Raw genomic sequence first — 25,239 nt, 5'->3', positions numbered from 1 at the left:
TGAAGGTTTACTGGTTACCCACAGGTCCTGTGGACAACTTTGTGGGTAAAACGGCGCCGTCGCCCGCAAAAGGCCGCGCTGTGGGCTGTTTGTCAGTTTTCGCCGCTTCTTGTCGTTTTTTGAAACGTATAAAAATCAATGACTTGCGTTTTGGATCGAGGCGGAATGCGAATCGTATCTCGAAACGAGACCAAGCCGACGAAGTGTGCATAAGTCAAGTCTTGACTTCGATTTTTTGATCCATCTGAAGGATTGGGTGCAAGGCCGCGGCGGTGGTTTGTCGCGTGGCTTTGAAGGCAGCTTTGCAGCCCGTGCGCCAGCTTGCCGCGGTTCCTGTCAGACGATTGATCCGCACTACTGATCGCTAAAAGCCCGCCGATACTGCACCGCTTCGGCGACATGCGCGGCATCGGGCATGGCGGCGCCCGCGAGATCGGCGATCGTGCGGGCGACCTTGAGGGCGCGATAGTAAGCGCGCGCTGACCAGCCGAACCGCTCGCCCGCTTCGCGCAACAAGGCTTCGCCGGCGGCGTCGGGGCGGCAGACTTCGTCGGTTTCGCGGCCGCTCAGTTCGCGGTTGGTTTTGCCCTGGCGGACCCGTTGACGCTCGCGCGCCGCCGCGACGCGCCGCGCGATCACGCCGCTCGGTTCGCCGGGCGTGACTGCACGCGAAGCCAGTTCGGCAGGCGGCAGCGCGGGCAGTTCGATCTGGATATCGATCCGGTCGAGCAGCGGCCCGGACAGTTTGCGCCGATAACGCGCCGCACCTTCGGGCGTGCAGCGGCAACGCCCGGAAGGGTCGCCGCGCCAGCCGCACGGGCACGGATTCATCGCCGCGACCAGTTGGCAGGCGGCGGGAAAATCCGTCTGCCACGCGGCGCGCGAAATAGTGATGGCGCCGGCTTCCAGCGGCTCGCGCAGCGTCTCCAGCACGTGCCGGTCGAATTCCGGCAATTCGTCGAGGAACAGCACGCCCAGATGCGCGAGCGTGATTTCGCCGGGCTGGGGCGGATTGCGCCCGCCGATCAGCGCTGCCGCGCTCGACGAATGATGCGGCGCGCGAAACGGCCGGCGACGCCACTGCTGCGGTGAAAACCCGATCGCGCTGGCCGAGAGCAACGCCGCGCTGGCAAGCGCTTCTTCGTCGCTCATCGGCGGCAGGAGGCCGGGCAGGCGCGCCGCGAGCATCGACTTGCCCGCGCCGGGCGGCCCGACCATCAGCAGATGATGACCGCCCGCCGCAGCGACTTCGAGCGCGCGGCGCGCACCGCGCTGGCCGATCACATCGGCCATATCGGGCGCTGGCGTGGCGAGCGCGGTATCGATTGCAGGAGCGCGCACGGGCGCGAGGCGCGCGTCTTCAGCGCGCGCGAGATGCCCGCACAGCGCGCGCAGGTCGGTGACCGCGTAGACGTCCACGCCGGGCACGAGTGCGGCTTCGGCGGCGTTATCGGCGGGGAGATAAAGCTCGGGCGTTGTCTCGCTGGCGGCGTGCGCGCGCGCTGTCCCGCAGGCCATCGCGAACGCGCCGCGCATGGGGCGCACCGCGCCCGTGAGCGAAAGTTCGCCCGCGAATTCACGCGTGGACGTGAGCGAAGCCGCAGGAATCTGCCCGCTGGCCGCCAGAATGCCCAAGGCGATGGGGAGATCGAAACGCCCCGATTCTTTCGGGAGATCGGCGGGCGCGAGATTGACGGTGATTCTGCGGACCGGAAAGTCGAAGCCGCAGTTCGAGAGCGCGGCGCGCACACGCTCGCGGCTCTCGCGGACTTCCAGATCGGGCAAACCGACGATGGAAAACGACGGCAACCCATTGGCGAGGTGAACTTCGACAGTCACTTCGGGCGCGCGGCCAGCAGCCGGCGCGCGGCTTTTCACCACGGCAAGCGACATGGAAATCTCCGAAAGGCAGCGCATGCGTTGCGGCGTGATTTGCGGTTCACGCCGTTTAACTGCATGCGCCAGGCTGGTGAAGCGCGTGCCCCTTTACGGTTCCATTGCTAAACCGTTACGGCTCGCTTGCCTTGATGAAGAGAGAATTGATCAGGACGACTGGCCAGTTGAGGCGGCGGCAACGGGCAGCTTCTGTTCGAGTTCGGCCACGCGGCGCTCAAGCTCTTCCAGACGCTGACGCGTACGCACCAGCACCTGCGTCTGCGCGTCGAATTCCTCGCGCGTGACCAGTTCAAGCTTCGAAAAGCCTTGCGAGAGCATCGCGCGCACATTGCGCTCGACATCGCGCGCGGGCGAGTTCTTGAGAAGTTCGCTGACCTTCGACTGCAGATCGTTGAATACGTCGTTCGGTTGTTTCATTCGGTTTCCCCTTCGCTGCACAAAAAATGTGCAGATTTCGTTTCGACTGTGCCTCGCTGCCGATCGTGATCGATCTTGGTGCGAGACCCGCGAAGCCCGCGATGCCCGTGTGCGCATCTGGTGCGCGTCTGGTGTGCGGAATTCGTTCGCGAACCGCGTGCCTGGAATGTGCACACGCGGCGCGCCTTCCATGAGCGCTTCGCGGCCCGCCGCGCTTCGTTCTCACGCTTATCCGCGTGCATCTGAGGCGATCGTGCCGCGCCTGAATCCTTGAGGACACTCTAGCAACTCTCGCCTGGCGCCGCCACCGCTCGAGGCCAGCGCTGGCCGTTCGGCCAGGCCCGTGTGCGAGCGCGCCGCGGCCCGCGCGGCGCGGACTTCGGCGTGCGGAACGGCATTGTCCACGGGATGGCCGCTTCGTGCATCGAACTTCGTCGCAGCCAGGCCGCGAACGCGACAAAGAAACGCCTTCGATCGAATTGGCACGGGTGTTGCTAATAACCCCCCGCGCACCGAAAAACGGCTGGCTCGCGGTGCGCCAGCGGGGCGAGACCCGCACCGCAGGCGCCCGTTGCAGAAGTGAATACGGGATGAAAGCAACCACAGCGAGGACTACATGAAACTGATTACAGCAATCATCAAGCCGTTCAAGCTCGATGAAGCACGCGAGGCTCTGTCGGCCATCGGCGTGTCGGGGATCACGGTCACGGAAGTGAAGGGCTTCGGCCGTCAGAAGGGCCATACCGAGCTGTATCGCGGTGCGGAGTATGTCGTCGACTTCCTGCCGAAAGTGAAGATCGAAGCCGCCGTGTCCGACGACATCGTCGATCAGGCTATCGAGGCACTCGAGCGCGCAGCGCGCACCGGCAAGATCGGTGACGGCAAGATTTTCGTCACCCCCATCGAACAAGTCATCCGCATCCGCACCGGCGAGACCGGCGCCGACGCGCTTTAACCAACGCTTCAACGAGCGTTAGAGACCAGATAGAAGAGACAAGAGGAACCCGAGATGCGCAAACTAATCATGTCCTTGCTGATGGCCGGCTCGCTGCTGGCTGGCGGCATCGGCGCCGCGCTGGCGGACGATGCGTCCGCTCCCGCCGCGGCATCCGCACCCGCAGCCACGACCGCTGACGCATCGGCAGCCGCTACGGCTTCCGCCGCCGCCGCTTCGGCGCCGGCCGCAGCAGCCAGCGCACCGGCTGACGCATCGGCCGCCGCCGCTGCAGCAGCAGCGCCGGCCGCACCGACCGCGCCGTTCTCGGTCGATTCGTCGAAGATCAACTCGGGCGATACCGCGTGGATGCTGACTTCCACCGCGCTCGTCCTGTTCATGACGATCCCGGGCCTCGCGCTCTTCTACGGCGGCATGGTCCGCAAGAAGAACGTGCTCTCGACGCTGATGCAAAGCTTCGCCATCACCTGCGTCGTCACGGTGATCTGGACGGTGATCGGTTACAGCCTCGCGTTCACGCCGGGCGGCCCGTTCATCGGCGGCTTCTCGCGCGTCTTCCTTGAAGGCATGAACTACATCAAGGGCGACAAGGCGACCACGCTGACGGTGAGCCACCTGGCCTCGACGATTCCGGAAAGCGTCTACTTCGTCTATCAGATGACGTTCGCGATCATCACGCCGGCGCTGATCACCGGCGCATTCGCTGACCGCATGAAGTTCTCGGCGATGCTGGTGTTCATGTCGCTGTGGTCGATCATCGTCTACTCGCCGATCGCTCACATGGTCTGGGAACCGACCGGCTGGCTGGCAAGCGCAGGCATCCTCGACTTCGCAGGCGGCACGGTGGTGCACATCAACGCCGGTGTTGCAGGCCTGGTCTGCTGCCTGATGCTGGGCAAGCGCGTGGGCTATGGCCGCGAAGTCATGGCACCGCACAACCTGGTCCTCACGCTGATGGGCGCGGCCATGCTGTGGGTGGGCTGGTTCGGCTTCAACGCAGGTTCGGCAGTCGCGGCTGACGGCCGTGCCGGCTTCGCGATGCTCACGACGCAGGTCGCCACGGCATGCGCGGCGCTCGGCTGGATGTTCGCGGAGTGGATCGCCAAGGGCAAGCCTTCGGTGCTCGGTATCGCTTCGGGTGCAGTCGCAGGTCTGGTGGCGATCACGCCGGCTTCGGGTTTCGTGGGCGTGATGGGTTCGATCGTGATCGGCGTGGTGGCAGGCGTGGTCTGCTTCTGGTCGGCAACGTGGCTCAAGCACAAGTTCGGCTACGACGACTCGCTCGACGCATTCGGCGTGCATGGTATCGGCGGCATCATCGGTGCAATCCTGACCGGCGTGTTCGCGGTGCATGACATCGGCGGCGCGGACGGCAGCGTGATCCTGCAGATCAAGGGCGTGATGACGACCGTGATCTACAGCGGCGTGGTGAGCTTCATCCTGCTGAAGGTGATCGACATGGTCATGGGCCTGCGCGTCACGGAGGAAGAAGAACGCGAAGGTCTCGACGTGATCCTCCATGGCGAGCGCGTCGAATAATCTTACGAGCAGCACAGCATGACTTCGCACGGGGTGGCAGCATGCTGGGAGAAGGTTTAGCAGCGGTGTAGCAGCAGTGCAGCAGTAGCAGTACCTGGAGCACAGCGACTTGGGCCCGTCTTTATGGCGGGCCCTTTCTTTTTTGGGCGTGGCTTTTGCGGGCGGGCAAGCGGTTGGAAACAGGACACGCGCGCTGGAATAAGACGCGCGCTCAGGCGTTACACCGTTGAGCCCCGAATTCGTGCGGCCCCATTGCGTTTGACGGGGCGTGCGGTCCAGAATGGATATCCGATGTGGATAACGGGGGCAGGTGACGCCACGGCGGGGTGCGCGGCGTGCGCGATGGCCGGATCGGTGAGTAACCCTATGGAACGTAAGGGAAAAGCCATCTTGTAACCGGCGCAATCGTCCCCAGATAAGCTCCCGGTTTTCCTACAATCAATCAGCTTTTGTCCGCGAGTAATACCTTATGGTCCCGCATCTGGTTACGGCGTTGAACGGCCCGCTCCTCGAGCTGGAGCAGCGCATCCTCGACGCGACGCCGGCCATCGAGCGCTGGTTCCGCCTCGAATGGCAGGAACACACGCCGCCTTTTTACGCTTCCGTGGACCTGCGCAACGCCGGCTTCAAGCTGGCGCCGGTCGACACCAATCTGTTCCCAGGCGCCTTCCATTGCCTGCCGATGGAAGTGCTGCCGCTCGCCGTGCAGGCCGCCATGGCCGCCGTCGAAAAAATCTGCCCGGACGCCAAGAACCTGCTCGTGATTCCCGAGCAGCACACGCGCAACGCCTTCTACCTCGAAAACGTCGCGCGCCTCGCGACCATCATGCGTCAGGCGGGGCTGAACGTGCGCTTCGGCACTTTCGACGAGAACATCGCCGGTCCCGTGACGATTTCGCTCGCCGACGGCCAGAAGATCGTGCTCGAACCGCTCGAACGTTCGCAGCGCCGCCTGGGCCTGAAGAACTTCGACCCGTGCTCGATTCTTCTGAACAACGACCTGTCGGGCGGCATTCCGTCCGTGCTCGAAAATCTGCACGAGCAATATCTGCTGCCGCCGCTGCACGCCGCATGGGCCGTGCGCCGCAAATCGACGCACTTTTCCTGCTACGACGACGTGGCGAAGAAGTTCGCCAAGATGGTCGGCGTCGATCCGTGGATGATCAATCCGTACTTCGCGCACGTGGAAAACGTCGATTTCGAGGCGCGCACGGGCGAGGAGCAACTGGCCACGTCGATCGACGCGGTGCTCAAGAAGATCGCGAAGAAGTATCGCGAGTACGGCATCACCGAAAAGCCTTACGTGGTCATCAAGTCCGATGCGGGCACCGATGGCCGCGGCGTGATGACGGTGCACGACGCCTCTGAGGTCGCCGCACTCACCAAGCGCGAACGTGCGAAGATGTCGGCCACGAAGGACGGGCTGGAAGTGCGCGACGTCATCGTGCAGGAAGGCGTCTACACCTTCGAGCATATCGGCGACGAAGTGGCCGAGCCGGTCGTGTACATGATCGACCGTTACGTGGTGGGCGGTTTCTACCGCGCGCACGGCAGCCGCGAGCGCGACCAGAACCTGAACGCGCCGGGCATGCATTTCGTGCCGCTGGGCTTCGAGCACACGGCGCTGCCCGATACGCGGGCGAAGCCGGGCGCGGCGCCGCCGAACCGCTTCTACATGTACGGCGTGGTCGCGCGTCTTGGCTTGCTGGCGGCATCGGTCGAGCTGGAAAAGACCGATCCCGAGGCAATCCAGGTGTAAGGCCGGATTGCTGCAGAAAGCGTCGAAACCGTCGATAACAACACCTTGCTGCGCCCGCCCCGAGCGGGCGCAGCCGTCATCAAGGCTGGCAAATTTCCAGCAAAACATCAGCATAGCTGCAGGGACGACATGGACATTCTCTTCATCGCCGATCCGCTCGAGCGGTTCAAGATCTACAAGGATTCGACCTACGCGATGATGGCCGAGGCCGCGAAGCGCGGTCACACGCTGTTTGCGTGCGAGCCGCAGCATCTCGCCTGGGTGGACGGCAAGGTCGAAGCCGATGTGCGCCGCTTCGAGATCGTCGGCGATACGGCGGATCTGCATCGCGAGACGTGGTTCAAGGACGCGCCCGATTCGCGCGAGTTGACCGGCTTCGACGCCGTCATCATGCGCAAGGACCCGCCCTTCGACATGGAGTACGTCACCTCGACGTGGCTGCTCGAAATCGCCGAGCGCGCGGGCGCGAAGATTTTCAACAAGCCGCAGGCGATCCGCGATCACTCGGAAAAGCTCGCCATCGGCGAGTTCGCGCAGTTCGTCGCGCCGACGCTGGTCACGCGCGACGCCGCGCGTCTGCGCCAATTCCACGAGCAGCATCAGGACGTGATCCTCAAGCCGCTCGACGGCATGGGCGGCATGGGCGTATTCCGCGTCAAGGCGGACGGCATGAACCTCGGCTCGATCATCGAGATGCTGAGCGAGGACGGCCGTCGCAGCGTCATGGCGCAGAAGTTCATCCCCGAAATCAAGGCCGGCGACAAGCGCATCCTGCTGATCGGCGGCGAGCCGGTGCCGTATTCGCTCGCGCGCATTCCGCAGGGCAACGAGGTGCGCGGCAACCTGGCGGCGGGCGGGCTGGGCGTGGCGCAGCCGCTCACGGCGCGCGATCTGGAGATTGCGAAAACGCTGGGGCCGAAGCTGGTCGAGCGCGGGCTGCTGCTGGTGGGGCTCGATGCGATCGGCGACTGGCTCACCGAAGTCAACGTGACGAGCCCGACGTGTTTCCGCGAAATCATGGAGCAGACCGGCTTCGACGTGGCGGCGATGTTCATCGACGCGCTGGAGCGTGCGGCGGCCTGATTTTGCCCGTCGTGTGTGCGCAACAGCCCGAAACGCATAAAAACGGCTATAAATCGATGGAGGAAGGGCTCGAATCGCGGTGGCAGGGTGCTTGATTCCTACCGCCGCGACGGCATCTTCCGACTGTGGGCGCGCCTTGAGACGGGCGATTGCGTGCTGCAAGGCACAAGATCTGCTCAAATCGAGGTGTGAATACTGCGAGCAAAACCGCATGGTCGGCACGAAAATGACCCTGCTACAATGCCGCGAGCCCGCGCCCGGGTCATGCGCTGCGACGCCATAAACGTCGCGGCACGGCAACCCGGCGCATGTTCCGACCCTGATGGCCCACGGCTGGCCGCAGGTCGGCGCTGTCGGACGCGATCTTCGGAGATCGGCCCAAGGCATCAACCGAAGCCGTTATTTGTAGTCACGCTGACATGGCAGGGATTCTGATCATCGCTCACGCACCGCTCGCTACTGCGCTGCGCGAATGCATTGCCCACATCTACGGCGGCTGTCCGGCGCGCATCGGCGCTCTGGATGTGTTGCCCGACAGCGACCCCGCCCAGGTCGTCGCGCAGGCGAACGCCGAAGTCGAGCGTTTGCGCGAGGAAAACGGGGCACTCGTTCTCACCGATATGTTCGGCGCTACGCCGTCGAACATCGCCGCGCGTCTGGCGACGTTGCCGCAGGTGCGCGTGCTGGCGGGCGTCAATCTGCCGATGCTGGTGCGCGCGGTCTGTTACCGTGCGACGCCGCTCGACACGCTGGTGGAAAAGGCGCTGGCGGGTGCGAGCAAGGGCGTTCAGCCGATTGGGCCGAGCACGCCCGCACAGGTCAACGATTGCGGTTGCTCGCCGACACCGTGCGCCGAAGCGGCCTCCGAAGCCGTGGCAAAAGCGGCCGTGACCGCGGCGGCGGCGTCCGCTGCGGCAAACAGCACCGCCAAGGCCGATCTGGCCGCGCGTAACGAAGCAGGCACTGCGGCGCCCGCGGCTGCGGCCATGGCGCTCAAGCCTGCCGGCACGGCCTGAGCCGGCTGGATCTGGCTTACGCCGGCTTGGGCGCGCCTCATCTCACCCGCATTCTGTTTCCGGTCGCGCAAGCGGCCGGACGCGCAGCGCGCGTGTCTGACGCGCGCGACGCACAATCGACGCACAATCACACAGTTTTACTTCATCCCTCAGCGCCTGGATCGACCTATGCTGCAACAAGAAACGACCATCGTGAACAAACTCGGCCTGCATGCGCGGGCGTCGGCGAAGCTGACGCAACTGGCGGGCAACTATCAGTCGGAAATCTGGATGAGCCGTAACGGCCGCCGCATCAACGCCAAGAGCATCATGGGCGTGATGATGCTGGCCGCGGGCATCGGCAGCACGGTGCTGATCGAAACCGAAGGCCCGGACGAGGCCGACGCGATGGGCGCGCTGCTCAAGCTGATCGCCGATAAATTCGGCGAAGGTCAATAAGCACGCGCAGTAAGCAAGTAATAAAGGCGTCCTGGAAAAGCGCCTCACTGCTCCGTTTCGACGGACGAAAGCCAAAGCCACGACGCCGCGTTCGAACGCGGCGTTTTCTTTGGTGCCCCGCGACGATAACACCTGCAGAAAGCGCTATTTCGCGCTGCGAATCCTGCGTAAAAAGAACATCCGCGCGGCGCGGAATTTATAATAAAGGCCGGGGTCAGAGAGAGCGCATTGCAGCGGTTTGCCGCGGCATCACATAACCAGAGGAGGTGCGCGTGCCGTTCACGCTGCATGGAATTCCCGTATCACGTGGTATCGCCATCGGACGGGCGTATCTGATCGCGCCGGCTGCGCTCGACGTCGACCACTATCTGGTCGAACTCGCGCAGATCGACGGCGAAATCGAGCGCTTCCGGGTGGCGCTCAAGCTCGTCGAGCAGGAACTCGATACGCTGCGTGCCGACCTCGCCGCCGACGCCCCCAGTGAAATGGGCGCGTTCATTGGCGTGCACCTCATGATCCTGAACGACGTCATGCTCGTGCAGGAGACCATCGACCTCATCCGCACGCGCCGCTTCAACGTGGAGTGGGCGCTGACCGAACAGCTCGAACGCCTCTCGCGCCACTTCGACGACGTCGAAGACGAATACCTGCGCGAGCGCAAAGCCGACATCGAACAGGTCGTCGAGCGTGTGCTCAAGGCGCTCGCGGGCGCCTCGCCGCCCGCGCTGCACGGCGGCTGCGACGAGATGATCGTGGTGGCGCACGACATCGCGCCCGCCGACATGCTGCAATTCAAAGGGCAAACGTTTCAGGGCTTCGTCACCGATCTGGGCGGGCGCACCTCGCATACGGCGATCGTCGCGCGCAGTCTGGGCATTCCGGCCGCCGTGGGCGTGCAGCAGGCGAGCACGCTGATCCGTCAGGACGATCTCATCATCGTCGATGGCGATCATGGCGTGGTGATCGTCGATCCCGCGCCCATCGTGCTGGAGGAGTACACCTATCGCCAGAGCGAGATGGCGCTCGAGCGGCGCAAGCTGCAGCGCCTGAAGTTCTCGCCCACGCAGACGCTGTGCGGCGCGAAGATCCAGCTTTGCGCGAACATCGAACTGCCCGAGGACGCCCAGGCGGCGCTCGATTCGGGCGCGACCGGCGTGGGCCTGTTCCGCACCGAGTTCCTGTTCATGAATCACAAGGACCAGTTGCCGGAAGAGGACGAGCAGTTCGAAGCCTACAAGCGCGCGGCGGAATTGATGAACGGCCTGCCCGTGACGATCCGCACGATCGACGTGGGCGCCGATAAACCGCTCGACGCCATGAGCGCCAGCGACGGCTACGAGACCGCCGCGAACCCGGCGCTGGGCCTGCGCGCGATCCGCTGGAGCCTGTCCGAGCCGCAGATGTTCCTCACGCAGTTGCGCGCGATCCTGCGCGCGTCGTCGTTCGGCACGGTCAAGATCCTGATTCCGATGCTCGCGCACGCGCAGCAGATCGACCAGACGCTCGACCTGATCCGCGAAGCCAAGCGCCAGCTCGACGACGCGGGCCTGTCCTACGATCCGAACGTGCAGGTGGGCGCGATGATCGAGATTCCCGCTGCGGCGCTGGCCTTGCCGATGTTCCTGCGGCGTCTGGATTTCCTCTCGATCGGCACCAACGACCTGATCCAGTACACGCTGGCGATCGATCGCGCCGACAACGCCGTGGCCGATCTCTACGATCCGCTGCACCCGGCCGTGCTGCAACTGATCTCGCACACGCTGCGCGAGGCGAAGCGCGCGGGCGTGCCGGTTTCGGTGTGCGGCGAGATGGCGGGCGATCCGCAACTCACGCGTCTGCTGCTGGGCATGGGTCTCACGGAATTTTCGATGCACCCGAGCCAGTTGCTGGTGGTGAAGCAGGAGATTCTGCGCTCGCAACTGAAGGCGCTGGAAAAGCCGGTCGCCGATGTACTGGCGGCTTACGAGCCCGAGGAACTGGAAGCGGCGCTGGGCCGTCTGGCGCAGGCCTGAACGCGGTTTATCCGCTTATCGTGCTGCAAGCGATGCAAAAAAGCCCCGGCATGCCGGGGCTTTTTATGCGTACTGCGTATCGCTTGCTGTGTTACGCGTGCCGCTCGCCGCAAACCGGGCAGTCGGGCTGACGTGCGATGCGCATCGTGTTCCATTCCATGCGCAGCGAATCGAGCATCATGAGCCGCCCGACCAGCGGCGTGCCGATCTCGCCGACCACGCGCAGCGCTTCCGCCGCCTGCATCGCTCCGATGATGCCGACCGTCGGCGCGAATACGCCCATGGTCGAACACGCCACTTCCTCGAAAGGCTGATCTTCGGGGAACACGCAGGCGTAGCAGGGCGAGCTTTCGTCGCGGAAATCGAAGGTGCTGATCTGGCCGTCGAAGCGCAGCGCCGCGCCCGACACCAGCGGCACGCCATGCTTCACGCAGGCGCGGTTGATGGCATGGCGCGTGGCGAAGTTGTCGGTGCAATCGAGCACGACGCTTGCGCGCGGCACGTGTTCGTCGAGCCAGGCGTCGTCGATGCGCGCCTGCACGGCGTTCACCTTCACCTCGGGATTCAGGCGCGCGATGGCCTCGCGGCCCGACTCGACCTTGGCGCGGCCAACCGAAGCCGTCTCGTGCATGATCTGCCGCTGCAGATTGGTGAGATCGACGGTGTCGTTATCGACGAGCGTGAGCGTGCCCACGCCCGAAGCGGCGAGATACATGGCCGCCGGCGAGCCAAGGCCGCCCGCGCCGATCACGAGCGCGTGCGCGTCGAGAAAGCGCTGCTGCGCCTCGATGCCGATCTCGTCGACGAGAATGTGGCGGGAATAGCGGAGGAGTTGGTCGTCGTTCATCGCAATGCGCACGGTGCGGGCGCGACGATGGGCCGGGAGGCCGCGACGCGCGCCAGAAGTACAGACCGCCTATTGTACCGGCGCTGGCGCAGATGGCCTTGCGGCCCTTGGCGCGTGAAGCGCGAAGGGCCGCAAGGCGGGTACTGCCTGGATGTTGCCTGGTGTTGCCTGGATTTTGCGTGACGCTACGTCTTACTTCGCAGGCGCCGTGGCCGGAGCCGGCGTCGATGCACCCGGCACTGCCGAAGCCGACGGCTTCACAGCGATAGGCGCCGATGCCGACGTAGGCGGCTTGGCTTGCGCGAGACGACGCTCCATCGGCGACTTCGATTCCGTCACCGGCTTGCCCTGCAGCTTGTTCAGGGCTTGCTGGAGCATGAAGTCGTCGGTGGAACCGAATTCGACCGGCTTGCGCTCGCGATCCTTCTGGCGCTGTTCCGGCGTCTTCTTGTCGTTCTGCTCTTCGAGCTGACGCAGCATGTCCATGCGTTCCTGCTCGCGCTGATCCTGTTCCTTCTTCTCGTCCGGGTCCTGCGTGTTCGCAAGGTGGTTCGAGTAGTCGACTTCGCGCGTGACGAGTGCGTCGTCCGGATCGCCTTCGGCGTATTGATCGACCGCAACATCAGGACGGATGCCCTTGTTCTGGATCGAACGGCCGCTCGGCGTGTAGTAGTACGCCGTGGTCAGACGCAGTGCCGTGTCGGCCGTCATCGGGCGCACGGTCTGCACCGAACCCTTGCCGAACGTCGTCTTGCCGATGATCAGCGCACGCTTCTGGTCCTGCAGCGCACCCGCGACGATTTCCGATGCCGACGCCGAGTAGGCGTTGGTCAGCACGATCATCGGCACGGTCTTGAACTCGGCTGCTTCGCCCTTGAGCGGATCGCCGTCGAACGACGGCAGGCGGTAGTTCTCGTAGTTGTCGCGATAGACCTGCTTGGAATCGGGGATCTGGCCGTTCGTCGAAACGACGACCGAATCCGCCGGCAGGAATGCGCCCGCGACACCGACCGCGCTCTGCAGCAGACCGCCGCCGTTGTTGCGCAGGTCGAGAATGAGGCCCTTGAGGTTCGGCTCCTGACGCGCGATGTCCTGCAGCTTGGCTGCGAGGTCAGGCGTGGTGCGTTCCTGGAAGCTCGTGATGCGGATGTACGCGTAGCCCGGCTGCAGGATCTTCGACTTCACGGACTGCACCTTGATGATGGCGCGCGTGATCGTGAGCGGGAAGGTGCGGTCGTCGGTCTTGCGGAAGATCGTGAGCGTGACCTTGGTGCCCGGGTCGCCGCGCATCTGCTTGACCGCCTGGTCGAGCGTCATGCCGCGCACGGGCTTGTCGTTGATACGCGTGATCAGGTCGCCCGGACGGATGCCGGCGCGGAACGCGGGCGTGTCTTCGATCGGCGAGATCACCTTGATGAGGCCGTCTTCCGAGGAGATCTCGATGCCGAGGCCCGCGAAGCGGCCCTTGGTCTGTTCCTGGAGTTCCTGGTAGTCGGTCTTGTCGAGATACGACGAGTGCGGGTCGAGACTCGACACCATGCCCTTGATGGCAGCGGTGAGGAGCTTCTTGTCGTCGACCGGCGTGACGTACTCATGCTTGATCTGACCGAAGACTTCGGCGAAAAGCCGGAGCTGGTCGAGTGGCAGCGGCTCGATCACCGTCTGCTGGGTTTGCTGCGCCTCGGCGGAAATCTGCAGCGTGGCAAATACGCCGGTCGCGAGGCCAGCGGCAATCAGGCCGATGTTTTTTAGGTTCTTTCGCATAGAGGTTGTTGCGTGCGGTCGAAAGGCGCGTGGCAGCGTCTAATGGAAAAGCGACGGACAAGTATAACTGCACACCCGGCCGCCCTGTATATAAGGCGCGATGCAGGGACGAACGTTGCGGGTTCGACAGTCGGAATGCCTGCGGGTTCGCAAGGCGCGTGCCGCAGAGCCTTGCTGGGTGCGGGTCTGGCAGCGATGTGTCGGGCAGCTGGCAGCTTTGCCAGTGAGCGCACGCAAATCGGCAGGAAATACTGGATCGGTCTTGAACGCGACTTTGCGCGGGCGCAAGAGGCGCGCGGCGGCGCGCGTCGCGCAAGCACCCACCGGCCGAGGCGTGGCGCGCACGGCCGGTGAATGTGATGCAGAGCAGGGAAAAGATGGGTTCAACCCGCTTGGGTTCAGCCCGCCTTGCCCTGGTTCGCCACGGCAGCCTGCGCCTTGGCGATGGCATCGGCGTCGCCCAGGTAGTAGTGCGTGATGGGCTTGAGGTTCTCGTCCAGTTCATAGACGAGCGGCACGCCGTTCGGAATGTTCAGGCCGACGATGTCGGTGTCCGAAATGCCGTCGAGGTACTTCACGAGCGCGCGGATCGAGTTGCCGTGCGCGGCGATCACGATCTTCTTGCCCGCCTTGATGGCCGGGGCGATCGACTCGTTCCACAACGGCAGCACGCGCGCCACGGTGTCCTTCAGGCATTCCGTGAGCGGCAGCTCTTCGCGCGGCACTTTCGCGTAGCGCGGGTCGTTGTAGGCGGTGCGATCGTCCGACGGATCGAGCGCGGGCGGCGGCGTGTCGTAGCTGCGGCGCCAGACGAGGACCTGTTCGTCGCCGTATTTGGCGGCCGTTTCGGCCTTGTTCAGACCCGAAAGCGCGCCGTAGTGGCGCTCGTTCAGGCGCCACGAGTGGACGACGGGCAGGTACATCTGGTCCATCTGGTCCTGGACGTGCCAGAGCGTGCGGATCGCGCGCTTGAGCACCGACGTATAGGCGATGTCGAACGCAAAGCCCGAAGCCTTGAGCAGCTGGCCGGCCTGCTGGGCTTCGCGGTTGCCCTGTTCGGTCAGGTCGACGTCCACCCAGCCGGTGAAGCGGTTTTCCTTGTTCCAGGTCGATTCGCCGTGGCGGATGAGTACGAGTTTGTACATGTGGATGACGGTCGGTAGTGAGGGAAGCGGTAATCGGGGACGGGGAACGTCGGTGATACGGCTACCTGGCGAACGCTGCCCGGTCCAGCGGGCTGCACACCCGGGCTGGGGGGCGGCAACCCTGCGACAAAGGGTTATTTTATAATGAGCGGATTGTCTGAACTGGATTTCCCTCGATTTCTCTTTTTCCCGGCGGCTCATCCGTGACGTTCTTTACCAATTACATCAACCTTGTACTCATCGCGATCGTCCTCATCTCAGGAGGGTTGCTCCTGTGGCCGACGCTTAAACGCGGCGGGCGCGGCGGCGTTTCGGCCGCTGAAGCGACGCAGATGATCAACCGCCGCAACGCGGTCGTGATCGACGTGCGTTCCGCGGACGAATTCGCGAAGGGCCACCTGCCTGCTGCCCGCCACCTGCCGGTCGGCGAGTTGCAAGGCAAGGTCGCCCAGTTCGTGAAGAACAAGAGCAACCCGGTGCTGCTGGTCTGCCAGACGGGCCAGCAGTCGCACAAGGCCGCAAACCTCGTGAAGGAAGCCGGTTTTGCCGAAGTCCACGTGCTGGACGGCGGCGTGAACGCCTGGCAGCAGGCCGGCATGCCGGTCGTGAAACAAGGAGGTACGAAGTGAGCAAGGTTGTCATGTACAGCACCCAGGTGTGCCCGTATTGCCAGATGGCCGAACGTCTTTTAAAGTCGCGCGGCGTCGAACACATCGAGAAAGTGCTGATCGACCGGGACCCGGCGCGGCGCGAAGAAATGATGACGCGCACCGGCCGCCGTACCGTGCCGCAGGTTTTCATCGGCGAGACGCATGTGGGCGGTTACGATGACCTCTCCGCGCTCGACCGTGCCGGCGGCCTGATGCCGCTGCTCGAAGCGGCGGCCTGAGCTTCACGCGTCCAGCCGGGCATGCGGTGCCTGGCTCGACGGCCGCGTCGCGATGTTTTCGCCCGTGCGGGCCGGTAAGGCGCGCGCGGGCTTGCTGTCGCTTGTTATTGTCGTTTTTGCCGTTGCTGCTCATTGCGGCTGCGCAGTGAAGTTTCGCAGTGAAGTTTTGGCTCTGGCCGATATCGGCCAGAGCCAAACCTCGCGATACTGTGCCACCGCAACTCCATCTAATCAGGAAGCCAAACACCATGTCTGACGAGAACAACCAGCCGTTCTTCAACATCCAGCGCATCTACCTCAAGGACCTTTCGCTGGAGCAGCCGAACTCGCCGGCCATCTTCCTCGAGCAGGACATGCCCTCCGTCGAAGTGGAAGTCGACGTCAAGGCCGAGCGCCTCGCGGAATCGGTGTTCGAAATCCTCGTGACCGGCACGGTCACCGCCAAGGTCAAGGACAAGGTCGCGTTCCTGATCGAAGCCAAGCAAGCCGGCATTTTCGACATCCGCAACATCCCGGAAGAGCAGGTTGACCCGCTCGTCGGCATCGCTTGCCCGACGATCCTGTTCCCGTACCTGCGCTCGAACATCGCCGACGCGATCACGCGTGCGGGTTTCCCGCCGATCCATCTGGCCGAAATCAACTTCCAGGCGCTCTACGAGCAACGCCTGCAGCAGCTCGCGCAGCAACAAGGCGCCAGCAGCAACGCCACGCATTGATTGACCGCTGAACCTCACAACCGGTGCGGAGTACTGGAATGAAAGTCGCCGTTCTCGGCGCCGGAGCGTGGGGCACCGCGCTGGCAGGGCATCTCGCCCAGGCGCATGACACGCTGTTATGGGCGCGCGATGGCGCGCTCGTCGATACGCTGCGCAAGACGCACGAGAACGCCCGCTATCTCGCGGGCGTCTCGCTGCCGCAAACACTCGAATACGAAACCGATCTGGCTGCGGCGCTCGACCATGCGTCGGGCGAGGCGGATCTCGTCGTGCTCGGCACGCCCGTGGCGGGCCTGCGCGACATGCTGCGCACCATGCGCGACATGGACCGCGTGCCTGCGCATTTCGTGTGGCTGTGCAAGGGTTTCGAAGCCGATTCGCAACTGATGCCGCATCAGGTCGTGGCCGCCGAGCTGCCCGATCATGCGAGTAACGGCGTGCTGTCCGGCCCGAGCTTCGCGCGCGAAGTGGGCGATGGCCTGCCGGTCGCGCTGACGGTGGCCAGCGCCTCGGCCGATTGCCGCGAGCGCACGCTCGCCGCGTTCCATCATCGCGCCATGCGCATCTATACCGGCGACGATGTCGTGGGCGTGGAAGTGGGCGGCGCGGTCAAGAACGTGCTGGCGATCGCCACCGGCATCTCCGACGGTCTGGGTCTCGGCCTGAACGCCCGCGCCGCGCTCATCACGCGCGGTCTCGCGGAAATGTCGCGTCTGGGCGTGACGCTGGGCGGCCGCGCAGAAACCTTCACGGGTCTCACGGGCCTGGGCGATCTGATTCTCACCGCAACCGGCGATCTGTCGCGCAACCGCACCGTGGGCAAGCAGCTCGCGAGCGGGCGCACCCTCGACGATATTCTGGGCGCGCTCGGTCATGTGGCCGAAGGCGTGCGCTGCGCGCGCGCCGTGCTGGCGATTGCACGCGCCCATCAGATCGACATGCCGATTACCGAAGCGGTATGCGCCGTGCTGTTCGATGGCGTTGCGCCGCGCGACGCCGTGAGCGCGCTGCTCCGGCGCGACGCGAAGGCGGAATAGCGCCGCACGACGGTGCTTCTGCCTCGTGCTGAACAAGGAGTGCCGTCATGCTGACAATCGGAAATTGCCGTATCGACGCTGAAGTCGTCGACATCACCACGCTGCATGTCGACGCCATCGTGAACGCCGCCAATACGTCGCTGCTCGGCGGCGGTGGCGTGGATGGCGCGATCCATCGCGCAGCCGGCAAACAATTGCTGCGCGAATGCGAAACGCTCAACGGCTGCAAGACCGGCGACGCGAAAATCACCGCGGGCTATCAACTGCCCGCCAAACACGTGATTCACACGGTCGGGCCGGTCTGGAACGGCGGCGCACGCGACGAAGCAGCGCTGCTCGCTTCGTGCTACCGGCGCTCGCTGGACGTGGCGCGCGATGCGGGCGTGAAAAGCATCGCGTTTCCGGCGATCAGTTGCGGCGTGTACCGCTTTCCGCCCGACCAGGCCGTGACGATTGCGCTCGCAACCGTCATCGATTCATTGCCTGCGTTTGCTGCGCTCGAACAGGTGATCTTCGCCTGTTTCGACGACGCGATGCTCGCGCGCTACCAGCGCGAACTCGCGGCGCGCGAGTCCAGCTGAGCGCGCCGCAAACTTACTCTCCGCCCTCGAAACCCGCCTGCCGCCACGCCTCGAACACCACCACGGCGACGGTATTGGACAGATTCATGCTGCGGTTGCCCGGCCGCATCGGCAGGCGCACGCGCTGCTCGGGCGCGAAGCGTTCGAGCACGCCATCGGGTAGACCGCGCGTTTCCGCGCCGAACACGAACCAGTCGCCGGGCAGGAAAGCGTGATCGTGAAAACGGCCCGAGCCGCGCGTGGTGAACGCGAACATGCGCGATGGATCGGGCGTTTCTTTCGCGACAAAGGCCTCCCAGTCGCTGTGCACCTGCATCTGCGCGTACTCGTGATAGTCGAGGCCGGCGCGGCGCAGCTTGGTGTCGTCGAGCGGAAAGCCGAGCGGCTCGATCAGATGCAGCCGCGCGCCCGAGTTGGCACACAGGCGGATCACGTTGCCGGTATTCGGCGGGATTTCCGGTTCGACCAGAACGACGTTGAACATGACGATAACAACCGTGAAGAGAACGTGAAAACGAATGAAGGAGCTCAGTCCTTCGGGGTGCGCAAGGCGACGAAATTGGTCACGCGCCGCGCGCCGGCGGCTTTGAGCCGTTGAGCCATGGCGTCGAGCGTCGCGCCCGAAGTCATGACATCGTCGACTACGCCGATGTGCAGGCCGTCCAGCGGCGCTCGCGCGGGCCGCAGCGCGAACGCGCGGCCCACGTTGCGGCGGCGTGTGTCGCGATCGAGTTTCGATTGCGCGGCGGTGTCCAGCGTGCGGCGCACCAGCGTGGCGTCGGCGCGAGCGCCTAGCGCGCGGGCGAGCGGCTTCGCGATCTGCCACGCCTGGTTGTAGCCGCGCTCGATCAGCCGTTCGCGCGAGAGCGGCACGGGCACGATCAGCGCGGGCGGATCGGCGGGATCGAGGGCGTCTTCGGCTGCGCGCGCGAGACGTCGCGCGAATTCTTCTCCCAATCCCAGCCGCGCGCGAAACTTCAGGCCCCGCGCGAGCGCATCGAGCGGCGCGCGATAGTCGGCCAGCGCAATGGTCGCGTCGAAGGCGGGCGGCGTTTTCACGCAAGCGTCACATCGGTAACGCGCATGCCCGCCGTGCCCGCCGCGCCGGCTCGACAGCGGCAACGCGCAGACCGTGCAGCGCAGCCGCGCCTCGTTCCAGTACGCGCCATCGCAGGCTGCGCACAGGACCGGGCGTGCGCCCCGTGGCCTTGCGCCCGCACTGCGCACACCGGGCGAGCGTCGCGGCAAATTGCCGCATAATGCGCAGGCACTGGGTAACCAATGCGGTAGCGAATTCGGCAGCAGATCCGTCAGCACGAACTGGACGAGCCGCGGCCATCGCGCCCGCCCGCTCCGAAACGCGCGCAACGCCAGATTCCGGCACGCGCGGCGCGGGGCAGGCGACAGGTTGGACGTCACGGTTGGAGGCGAATCGGACGTCGAATCGGGCGGCGGCGGCATCGTGGACAGCCCGGACAGGGCGAGTGAACTGAAAGGATGGGAGTGAGCGAGTATACTTCGCAGACTTCGCCAATACGACCGACATGTCCCCGTCTCACCCCAGACCCGGCCGTCCGGCCTATGATCCGCGCTATCTGCAGCGGACTTTCGACCGTCGCGCCGCGGCTTTCGACGAGGTTGCGTTTCTCCCGCGAGAAATCGCCGAGCGGATGCGCGAGCGCCTCGAATACATCAAGGTGAGCCCGTCGAGCGTGCTCGACCTGGGCTGCGGACCCGGTGACGATCTGCCGAAACTGCGCGAGCGCTTCCCCGAAGCGCCCGTGTTCGGCGCTGATCTCTCCCTCGCCATGCTCGAACGCGCCCGCGCGCACGACGCCAACGACACCAGCTGGCGGCGTTTCCTGCCGGCCTCGATCGGCCGCGCGCTCGGCTCGCGCGGGCCGCGTTTCGCGCAGGCCGATTTCGCGGCGCTGCCGTTCGCGCACGAAGCCTTCGAACTGCTGTGGTCGAACCTCGCGCTGCACTGGCATCCGCGCCCGGACCTCGTGTTCGGCGAATGGCAGCGCGTGCTCAAGGTCAACGGCCTGCTGATGTTCAGCACGCTCGGGCCCGACACGCTCAAGGAATTGCGCGGTGCCTACGCGGAAGTCGAGGCGGCGCATGGCGTGCCCACGCAGCCGCATGTGATCGATTTCGTCGATATGCACGATCTGGGCGACATGCTGGTCGAGAACGGTTTCGAGATTCCGGTGATGGATCAGGAAACCCTCACCGTGACCTACAAGACGCCGGAAAAGCTGCTCGCCGATGTGCGCCGCTGGGGCGCGTATCCGTTCGCGCGCGCATTTGACGCAGCCGAAGGCGAGCACACGCAGCCTGCGGGCGGCCCGTCGAAGCGCCTCTATCGTGCGCTGCTGGCCGCGCTCGAAGCGCGCCGCCTGAAGGACGGCCCGAACGCCGGCACGATCCCGCTGACCTTCGAGATCATCTACGGTCACGCGTGGAAAGCCGTGCCGCGCATGACGGCGGAAGGCCACGGCATCGTGCGGATCGAAGATATCGGGCGCGGTCCGTCGAGGAATCGTTGAGGTAATCGGTAAGGTAATAAGGGGGCTTTCGTTATGCCTGAAATTAGCGCCTGAAAAGCCCCCGGAAATTTGTCGAAAAATCGCTGGAATGCCCGTTGGTATTGGGTTTGCGGCGGATTGTGGCTTGCTTGTTAGGGCTGGGGATCGCGCCTATAATGCGTCCGTCTGCAGGTGGCGGGGCGGCCGGTTAGCCGTATCGGGAACCGTGCAACACCGCGGCGCCTCCAGATTCTCCCGCAGTTGTGCAAGGCGCAAAGCGGCGATAGTCTGAGGATGTTGCAGTGGGGGAAACGAGCGATGCAGACATCTGATCTGCTGGCGAGTCCGGAGCCGGTCCTCAAGGACTGGACGATGAAGCGCAACTGTTCGGTTTCGCCCAGGCAATTCGTGTTGTTCTATGTCTCGCTGGCGCTGGTCTCCATCGCGATCGCCGTTCTGCTGTTGATCCACGGCGCCTGGCTGGTTTTGCCGTTCACTGGCATCGATCTGTTGGTCGTTGGGGGCGCCTTCGCCATCTATGCGCGCCATGCTGTCGATTACGAACGAATCAGGCTTTATCCGAACCGGCTGGTGATCGAGCAGATGAGCGCTGACGCGCTCACGCAGTTCGAATTCAATCCCCGCTGGGTCCGGGTCGAGCCGGGCGCTACCCCACGCGACCCGGTGCGTCTCGTGTCCCGCGGCCAGGCGGTCGCTGTCGGCTTGCATCTGCCGCAATATCGGCGTGCGCAGTTCGTGCGGGAACTGCGCATGTGGCTCGTGCGCGCACTTTGAATTCATGCGCGTTGTGAGTGAATCGCGACGCGGCGTGTGCGCCCCCAGGGCGTGACCTGGTTGCAAAACCTTCCTGCGGGGTCGAGGGTTTGAATGGAAATTATGGGTAAGGAAGCTATGAAAACAATCAAGCGAGCCCTACAGGGCGTGCTGGCGTGCAGCGGACTCGTATTCGCCGGCGCGGCACTCGCAGTCGGAGACAGTCCGGGCGGCCCAGCGGTCAACGAGATCAATATCCAGCCGCCCGTCACGCGCATCGCAGAAGAGCTCTACAGCCTCCATACGATGATGCTGATTCTATGCACGGTGATTTTCATCGGCGTATTCGGCGTCATGTTCTATTCGATCTTTGCGCATCGCAAGTCGAAGGGTCACCAGGCTTCGCATTTCCACGAAAGTACGACCGTCGAAATCATCTGGACGATCGTGCCGTTCATCATCGTCGTGCTGATGGCGCTGCCGGCCACCAAGGCCGTTGTCGCCATGAAGGACACGTCCAACGCCGACATCACCGTGAAGGTGACCGGCTATCAGTGGAAGTGGGGCTACGACTACGTGAAGGGGCCGGGCGAGGGCATCAGCTTCCTCTCCACGCTCACCACGCCGCGTAGCGAAGTGAACGGCCTCGCGCCGATCACCGATACCTATCTCCAGGAAGTCGACAACCCGCTGGTCGTGCCGGTCAACAAGAAGATCCGCGTGATCACGACGGCCAACGACGTGGTGCACTCGTGGTACGTGCCCGCGTTCGGCGTGAAGCAGGATGCGATTCCGGGCTTCGTGCGCGACACCTGGTTCAAGGCCGAGAAGGTGGGTACGTATCGCGGCTTCTGTACCGAACTCTGCGGCAAGGAACACGCTTACATGCCGGTCGTGGTCGAAGTGCTGTCCGACGACGATTACGCGAAGTGGGTGCAGACGCAGAAGGCGAAGATGGCCGCGGCCAACGACGACCCGAACAAGACCTACACGATGGCCGAACTCAAGGAGCGCGGCGAGAAGGTCTACGCCTCGAACTGCGCGGTGTGCCACCAGCCCACCGGCAAGGGCGCAGGCGCGTTCCCGGCGCTGGACGGCAGCAAGGTCGCCAACGGTCCGATCGCGGAACACGTGAGCATCGTGCTCAAGGGCAAGGCGGCGATGCCGTCGTGGGCGCCCACGCTCAACGACGTCGAGATCGCTTCGGTCATCACCTACGAGCGCAACGCGTGGGGCAACCACACGGGCGACATCCTGCAACCGCGTCAGGTGGCCGATGCGCGCAACGGCAAGATGCCGGAAGGCGGCGGCACGACGGCTGCGGCAGGTGCGGATCAGGCGGCAGCGGGTGCCAGTGGTGCCAGCGGTGCGGCTGAAGCCAGCGCACCGGCAGCAGCGGCAAGCGGCGCCGATCAGGCTTCGGGCGCGGCGCAAAGCACGGCTGCGCTGCCGGCGAGCGTCTACTTCGAAGTGGGCAAGAGCACGCTGCCCGCCGACGCGAAGGACGCGATCCAGGCCGCCGCCGACTACGCGAAGGCGCATCCGGACGCGAAGTTCACGCTTTCGGGCTATACCGATGCAAGCGGCAAGGCCGACGCCAACGCGGAACTGGCCAAGCACCGCGCACAAGCCGTGCGCGACGCGCTGAAGGCCGCCGGCATCGCCGAAGATCACATCATTCTGAAGAAGCCGGAAACCGTCACCGGCGGTGCGGACGCGAAAGAAGCGCGCCGCGTGGAAATCGGCCCGGCTGCATAAAACGCAGCCTGGCGGGTCCACAAGCAGTCCATAACGAATTCGATAACAAGAAACACTCAGTACGCTGTAAAAAAGCGGGCACGAGTCGCGGACCTACCGCACTGGCCAACACTGCAGTAAGAGACGCAAAGCAATTCGCTTCAGGAGATAAGTCATGTCTAGCATCGGACACGATGTAGCTGGGGGGCACGGTCACGTGCATGGCGACCACGCCCACGCGACGCCACACGGCTGGCGCCGCTGGCTGATGGCCACCAACCACAAGGACATCGGGACGCTGTACCTGCTGTTCTCGTTCGTGATGTTCCTGTCGGGCGGCGTGATGGCGCTAGGCATCCGCGCCGAGCTGTTCGAACCGGGCCTGCAGATCATGCGCCCCGAGTTCTTCAACCAGCTCACCACGATGCATGGCCTGATCATGGTGTTCGGCGCGATCATGCCGGCCTTCGTGGGCTTCGCGAACTGGATGGTGCCGCTGCAGATCGGCGCATCGGACATGGCCTTCGCGCGCATGAACAACTTCAGCTTCTGGCTGCTGCCCGCCGCAGCGTGTCTGCTGGTCGGTTCGTTCTTCGTGCCGGGCGGCGCGACCGCCGCGGGCTGGACGCTCTACGCGCCGCTTTCCACGCAGATGGGCCCCGGCATGGACTTCGCGATCTTCGCGGTCCACATCATGGGCGCCTCGTCGATCATGGGCGGCATCAACATCGTCGTCACGATCCTGAACATGCGCGCGCCGGGCATGACGCTCATGAAGATGCCGATGTTCGCGTGGACGTGGCTCATCACCGCTTATCTGCTGATCGCCGTGATGCCGGTTCTGGCAGGCGCGATCACCATGCTGCTGTTCGACCGCCACTTCGGCACGAGCTTCTTCAATGCGGCAGGCGGCGGCGACCCGGTCATGTACCAGCACATCTTCTGGTTCTTCGGTCACCCCGAGGTCTACATCATGATCTTGCCGGCGTTCGGGATCGTCTCGCAGGTGATTCCGGCGTTCTCGCGCAAGCCGCTGTTCGGCTATAGCTCGATGGTGTACGCCACGGCGTCGATCGCGATTCTCTCGTTCATGGTCTGGGCGCACCACATGTTCGCCACGGGCATGCCGGTGACGGGCCAGCTGTTCTTCATGTACGCCACCATGCTGATCGCCGTGCCCACGGGCGTGAAGGTGTTCAACTGGGTCGCGACGATGTGGCGCGGTTCGCTCTCGTTCGAAACGCCGATGCTGTGGGCCGTGGGCTTCCTGATCGTGTTCACGTTCGGCGGGCTGTCGGGTCTGATGCTGGCGATGGCGCCGCTCGACATCCAGTATCACGGGACTTACTTCGTGGTGGCGCACTTCCACTACGTGCTGGTGGCGGGGTCCTTATTCGCGCTGTTCTCGGGGTGGTACTACTGGTCGCCGAAATGGACCGGCTGGATGTACAACGAGATGCGCGGCAAGATCCACTTCTGGTGCTCGCTGGTGTTCTTCAACGTCGCGTTCCTGCCGATGCACTTCGTCGGCCTCGCCGGGATGCCGCGTCGCTACGCCGACTATCCGGCCCAGTTCACCGACTGGAACCAGGTCATCACGATCGGCGCATTCGGTTTCGGTCTGTCGCAGGTGTACTTCCTGTTCTTCGTCGCGCTGCCCGCGTATCGCGGCGGCGGCGAACTGGAAAAGGCCGGCGACAAGCCCTGGGATGGCGCAACCGGCCTCGAATGGACCGTGCCGAGCCCGGCGCCGTTCCACACCTTCGAGAATCCGCCGACGGTCGAATAAAACCCGCTCGACATACGGTGTCCGGCTTCATGTATCGCCTGAGCCGGACACATCGAAACAGCAACGCAGCCGCACGATTCACGCAGGGAGCGATTCACGATGCAGGGAATCACGCCAGTCGCGCTGGATGAACACGCCGCGGCCAACCGCACTGCAAGCATGACGCGTAATTCTCAGACACGACGCACGCCCGAGCAGATTCGCGCGGGCAACCGCCGGCTCGGCCTGATTCTGCTGCTGGTCGCCGCCGCGTTCTTTCTGGGCGGCGTCGTGAAGCAGGTGTATTTCGCCGGACACTGACGCGCTGGCGTCGTGCC

General features: G+C 64.4%; 24 protein-coding genes. 17 read left to right on the top strand and 7 right to left on the bottom strand.

Features of this window, described 5'->3' with window-relative positions:
- Positions 1 to 354 precede the first annotated feature (354 nt).
- Positions 355 to 1,893, bottom strand: a complete 1,539-nt coding sequence (locus G3N59_RS18625; RefSeq protein WP_205984100.1) for a YifB family Mg chelatase-like AAA ATPase — start codon at positions 1,891 to 1,893, stop codon at positions 355 to 357.
- Positions 1,894 to 2,043: 150 nt separating this feature from the next.
- A complete protein-coding gene (locus G3N59_RS18620; RefSeq protein ID WP_205984099.1) occupies positions 2,044 to 2,313 on the bottom strand; it encodes an accessory factor UbiK family protein in 270 nt (89 codons plus the stop codon).
- Positions 2,314 to 2,929: 616 nt separating this feature from the next.
- Here G3N59_RS18620 and G3N59_RS18615 point away from each other — a divergent pair.
- The 7 genes from G3N59_RS18615 to ptsP all read left to right on the top strand — a co-directional run bounded on the left by G3N59_RS18615 (position 2,930) and on the right by ptsP (position 11,115).
- Positions 2,930 to 3,268, top strand: a complete 339-nt coding sequence (locus G3N59_RS18615) for a P-II family nitrogen regulator (protein WP_006048089.1) — start codon at positions 2,930 to 2,932, stop codon at positions 3,266 to 3,268.
- 54 nt (positions 3,269 to 3,322) lie between these two features.
- A complete protein-coding gene (locus G3N59_RS18610; RefSeq protein ID WP_205984098.1) occupies positions 3,323 to 4,807 on the top strand; it encodes an ammonium transporter in 1,485 nt (494 codons plus the stop codon).
- Positions 4,808 to 5,276: 469 nt separating this feature from the next.
- Positions 5,277 to 6,566, top strand: a complete 1,290-nt coding sequence (gene gshA, locus G3N59_RS18605; RefSeq protein ID WP_027815735.1) for a glutamate--cysteine ligase — start codon at positions 5,277 to 5,279, stop codon at positions 6,564 to 6,566.
- A gap of 129 nt (positions 6,567 to 6,695) precedes the next feature.
- The gene (gene gshB, locus G3N59_RS18600; RefSeq protein ID WP_205984097.1) at positions 6,696 to 7,649 is read left to right on the top strand and encodes a glutathione synthase; all 954 of its coding nucleotides are present in this window, start codon (positions 6,696 to 6,698) and stop codon (positions 7,647 to 7,649) included.
- A gap of 419 nt (positions 7,650 to 8,068) precedes the next feature.
- Positions 8,069 to 8,665 carry a PTS sugar transporter subunit IIA gene (locus tag G3N59_RS18595; protein ID WP_205984096.1) on the top strand — a complete coding sequence of 199 codons (597 nt, stop codon included), beginning with the start codon at positions 8,069 to 8,071 and terminating at the stop codon, positions 8,663 to 8,665.
- A gap of 168 nt (positions 8,666 to 8,833) precedes the next feature.
- Positions 8,834 to 9,103, top strand: coding sequence for an HPr family phosphocarrier protein (locus tag G3N59_RS18590; RefSeq protein WP_205984095.1), 270 nt, complete (start codon positions 8,834 to 8,836; stop codon positions 9,101 to 9,103).
- Positions 9,104 to 9,375: 272 nt separating this feature from the next.
- Entirely contained in the window at positions 9,376 to 11,115 is a 1,740-nt protein-coding gene (gene ptsP / locus G3N59_RS18585) for a phosphoenolpyruvate--protein phosphotransferase (RefSeq protein WP_205984094.1), read from the top strand.
- Positions 11,116 to 11,206: 91 nt separating this feature from the next.
- Here ptsP and moeB read toward each other — a convergent pair whose 3' ends face one another.
- The 3 genes from moeB to gpmA form a co-directional block, all read right to left on the bottom strand.
- On the bottom strand, positions 11,207 to 11,962 hold the full coding sequence (moeB, locus tag G3N59_RS18580; RefSeq protein WP_205984093.1) for a molybdopterin-synthase adenylyltransferase MoeB: 756 nt from the start codon (positions 11,960 to 11,962) through the stop codon (positions 11,207 to 11,209).
- A gap of 192 nt (positions 11,963 to 12,154) precedes the next feature.
- Complete coding sequence (locus G3N59_RS18575) at positions 12,155 to 13,726, bottom strand: S41 family peptidase (RefSeq protein ID WP_205984092.1); 1,572 nt, start codon at positions 13,724 to 13,726, stop codon at positions 12,155 to 12,157.
- A 398-nt stretch (positions 13,727 to 14,124) separates the two neighbouring features.
- Positions 14,125 to 14,871: a 2,3-diphosphoglycerate-dependent phosphoglycerate mutase gene (gene gpmA / locus G3N59_RS18570; protein ID WP_205984091.1), complete on the bottom strand. Its 747-nt coding sequence runs from the start codon at positions 14,869 to 14,871 to the stop codon at positions 14,125 to 14,127.
- 203 nt (positions 14,872 to 15,074) lie between these two features.
- Here gpmA and G3N59_RS18565 point away from each other — a divergent pair, with 203 nt between their 5' ends.
- From G3N59_RS18565 to G3N59_RS18545, 5 genes are all read left to right on the top strand, one after another.
- The gene (locus tag G3N59_RS18565) at positions 15,075 to 15,500 is read left to right on the top strand and encodes a rhodanese-like domain-containing protein (protein ID WP_205984090.1); all 426 of its coding nucleotides are present in this window, start codon (positions 15,075 to 15,077) and stop codon (positions 15,498 to 15,500) included.
- Positions 15,497 to 15,760, top strand: a complete 264-nt coding sequence (gene grxC / locus G3N59_RS18560; protein WP_027815727.1) for a glutaredoxin 3 — start codon at positions 15,497 to 15,499, stop codon at positions 15,758 to 15,760. Before G3N59_RS18565 ends, grxC begins: the two co-directional genes overlap by 4 nt.
- A 248-nt stretch (positions 15,761 to 16,008) precedes the next feature.
- The gene (gene secB / locus G3N59_RS18555; protein ID WP_205984089.1) at positions 16,009 to 16,476 is read left to right on the top strand and encodes a protein-export chaperone SecB; all 468 of its coding nucleotides are present in this window, start codon (positions 16,009 to 16,011) and stop codon (positions 16,474 to 16,476) included.
- 38 nt (positions 16,477 to 16,514) lie between these two features.
- The gene (locus G3N59_RS18550) at positions 16,515 to 17,513 is read left to right on the top strand and encodes an NAD(P)H-dependent glycerol-3-phosphate dehydrogenase (RefSeq protein WP_205984088.1); all 999 of its coding nucleotides are present in this window, start codon (positions 16,515 to 16,517) and stop codon (positions 17,511 to 17,513) included.
- A gap of 47 nt (positions 17,514 to 17,560) precedes the next feature.
- Positions 17,561 to 18,094, top strand: a complete 534-nt coding sequence (locus G3N59_RS18545; protein WP_205984087.1) for an O-acetyl-ADP-ribose deacetylase — start codon at positions 17,561 to 17,563, stop codon at positions 18,092 to 18,094.
- Positions 18,095 to 18,107: 13 nt separating this feature from the next.
- Here the strand turns inward: G3N59_RS18545 and trmL are convergent, their stop codons facing one another.
- Together trmL and G3N59_RS18535 are read right to left on the bottom strand one after the other, a co-directional pair.
- Entirely contained in the window at positions 18,108 to 18,578 is a 471-nt protein-coding gene (trmL, locus tag G3N59_RS18540; RefSeq protein WP_205984086.1) for a tRNA (uridine(34)/cytosine(34)/5-carboxymethylaminomethyluridine(34)-2'-O)-methyltransferase TrmL, read from the bottom strand.
- A gap of 44 nt (positions 18,579 to 18,622) precedes the next feature.
- On the bottom strand, positions 18,623 to 19,342 hold the full coding sequence (locus tag G3N59_RS18535; RefSeq protein WP_241023564.1) for a ComF family protein: 720 nt from the start codon (positions 19,340 to 19,342) through the stop codon (positions 18,623 to 18,625).
- Between the two features lie 296 nt (positions 19,343 to 19,638).
- Between G3N59_RS18535 and G3N59_RS18530 the strand changes: the two genes are divergently transcribed.
- From G3N59_RS18530 to G3N59_RS18510, 5 genes are all read left to right on the top strand, one after another.
- A complete protein-coding gene (locus G3N59_RS18530; RefSeq protein WP_205984084.1) occupies positions 19,639 to 20,643 on the top strand; it encodes a methyltransferase domain-containing protein in 1,005 nt (334 codons plus the stop codon).
- Between the two features lie 297 nt (positions 20,644 to 20,940).
- On the top strand, positions 20,941 to 21,417 hold the full coding sequence (locus G3N59_RS18525) for a DUF2244 domain-containing protein (protein WP_205984154.1): 477 nt from the start codon (positions 20,941 to 20,943) through the stop codon (positions 21,415 to 21,417).
- A gap of 93 nt (positions 21,418 to 21,510) precedes the next feature.
- On the top strand, positions 21,511 to 23,154 hold the full coding sequence (gene coxB / locus G3N59_RS18520) for a cytochrome c oxidase subunit II (RefSeq protein WP_205984083.1): 1,644 nt from the start codon (positions 21,511 to 21,513) through the stop codon (positions 23,152 to 23,154).
- Positions 23,155 to 23,308: 154 nt separating this feature from the next.
- Entirely contained in the window at positions 23,309 to 24,922 is a 1,614-nt protein-coding gene (gene ctaD, locus G3N59_RS18515; RefSeq protein ID WP_183722503.1) for a cytochrome c oxidase subunit I, read from the top strand.
- Positions 24,923 to 25,081: 159 nt separating this feature from the next.
- Positions 25,082 to 25,222 carry a cytochrome oxidase small assembly protein gene (locus G3N59_RS18510; protein ID WP_205984082.1) on the top strand — a complete coding sequence of 47 codons (141 nt, stop codon included), beginning with the start codon at positions 25,082 to 25,084 and terminating at the stop codon, positions 25,220 to 25,222.
- Positions 25,223 to 25,239 lie beyond the last annotated feature (17 nt).

The organism is Paraburkholderia sp. Ac-20340 (assembly GCF_017104965.1).
Lineage (GTDB): Bacteria > Pseudomonadota > Gammaproteobacteria > Burkholderiales > Burkholderiaceae > Paraburkholderia.
Note: the sequence above shows the minus strand (reverse complement) of the source record. Positions and strands in the feature narration are given on the sequence as shown.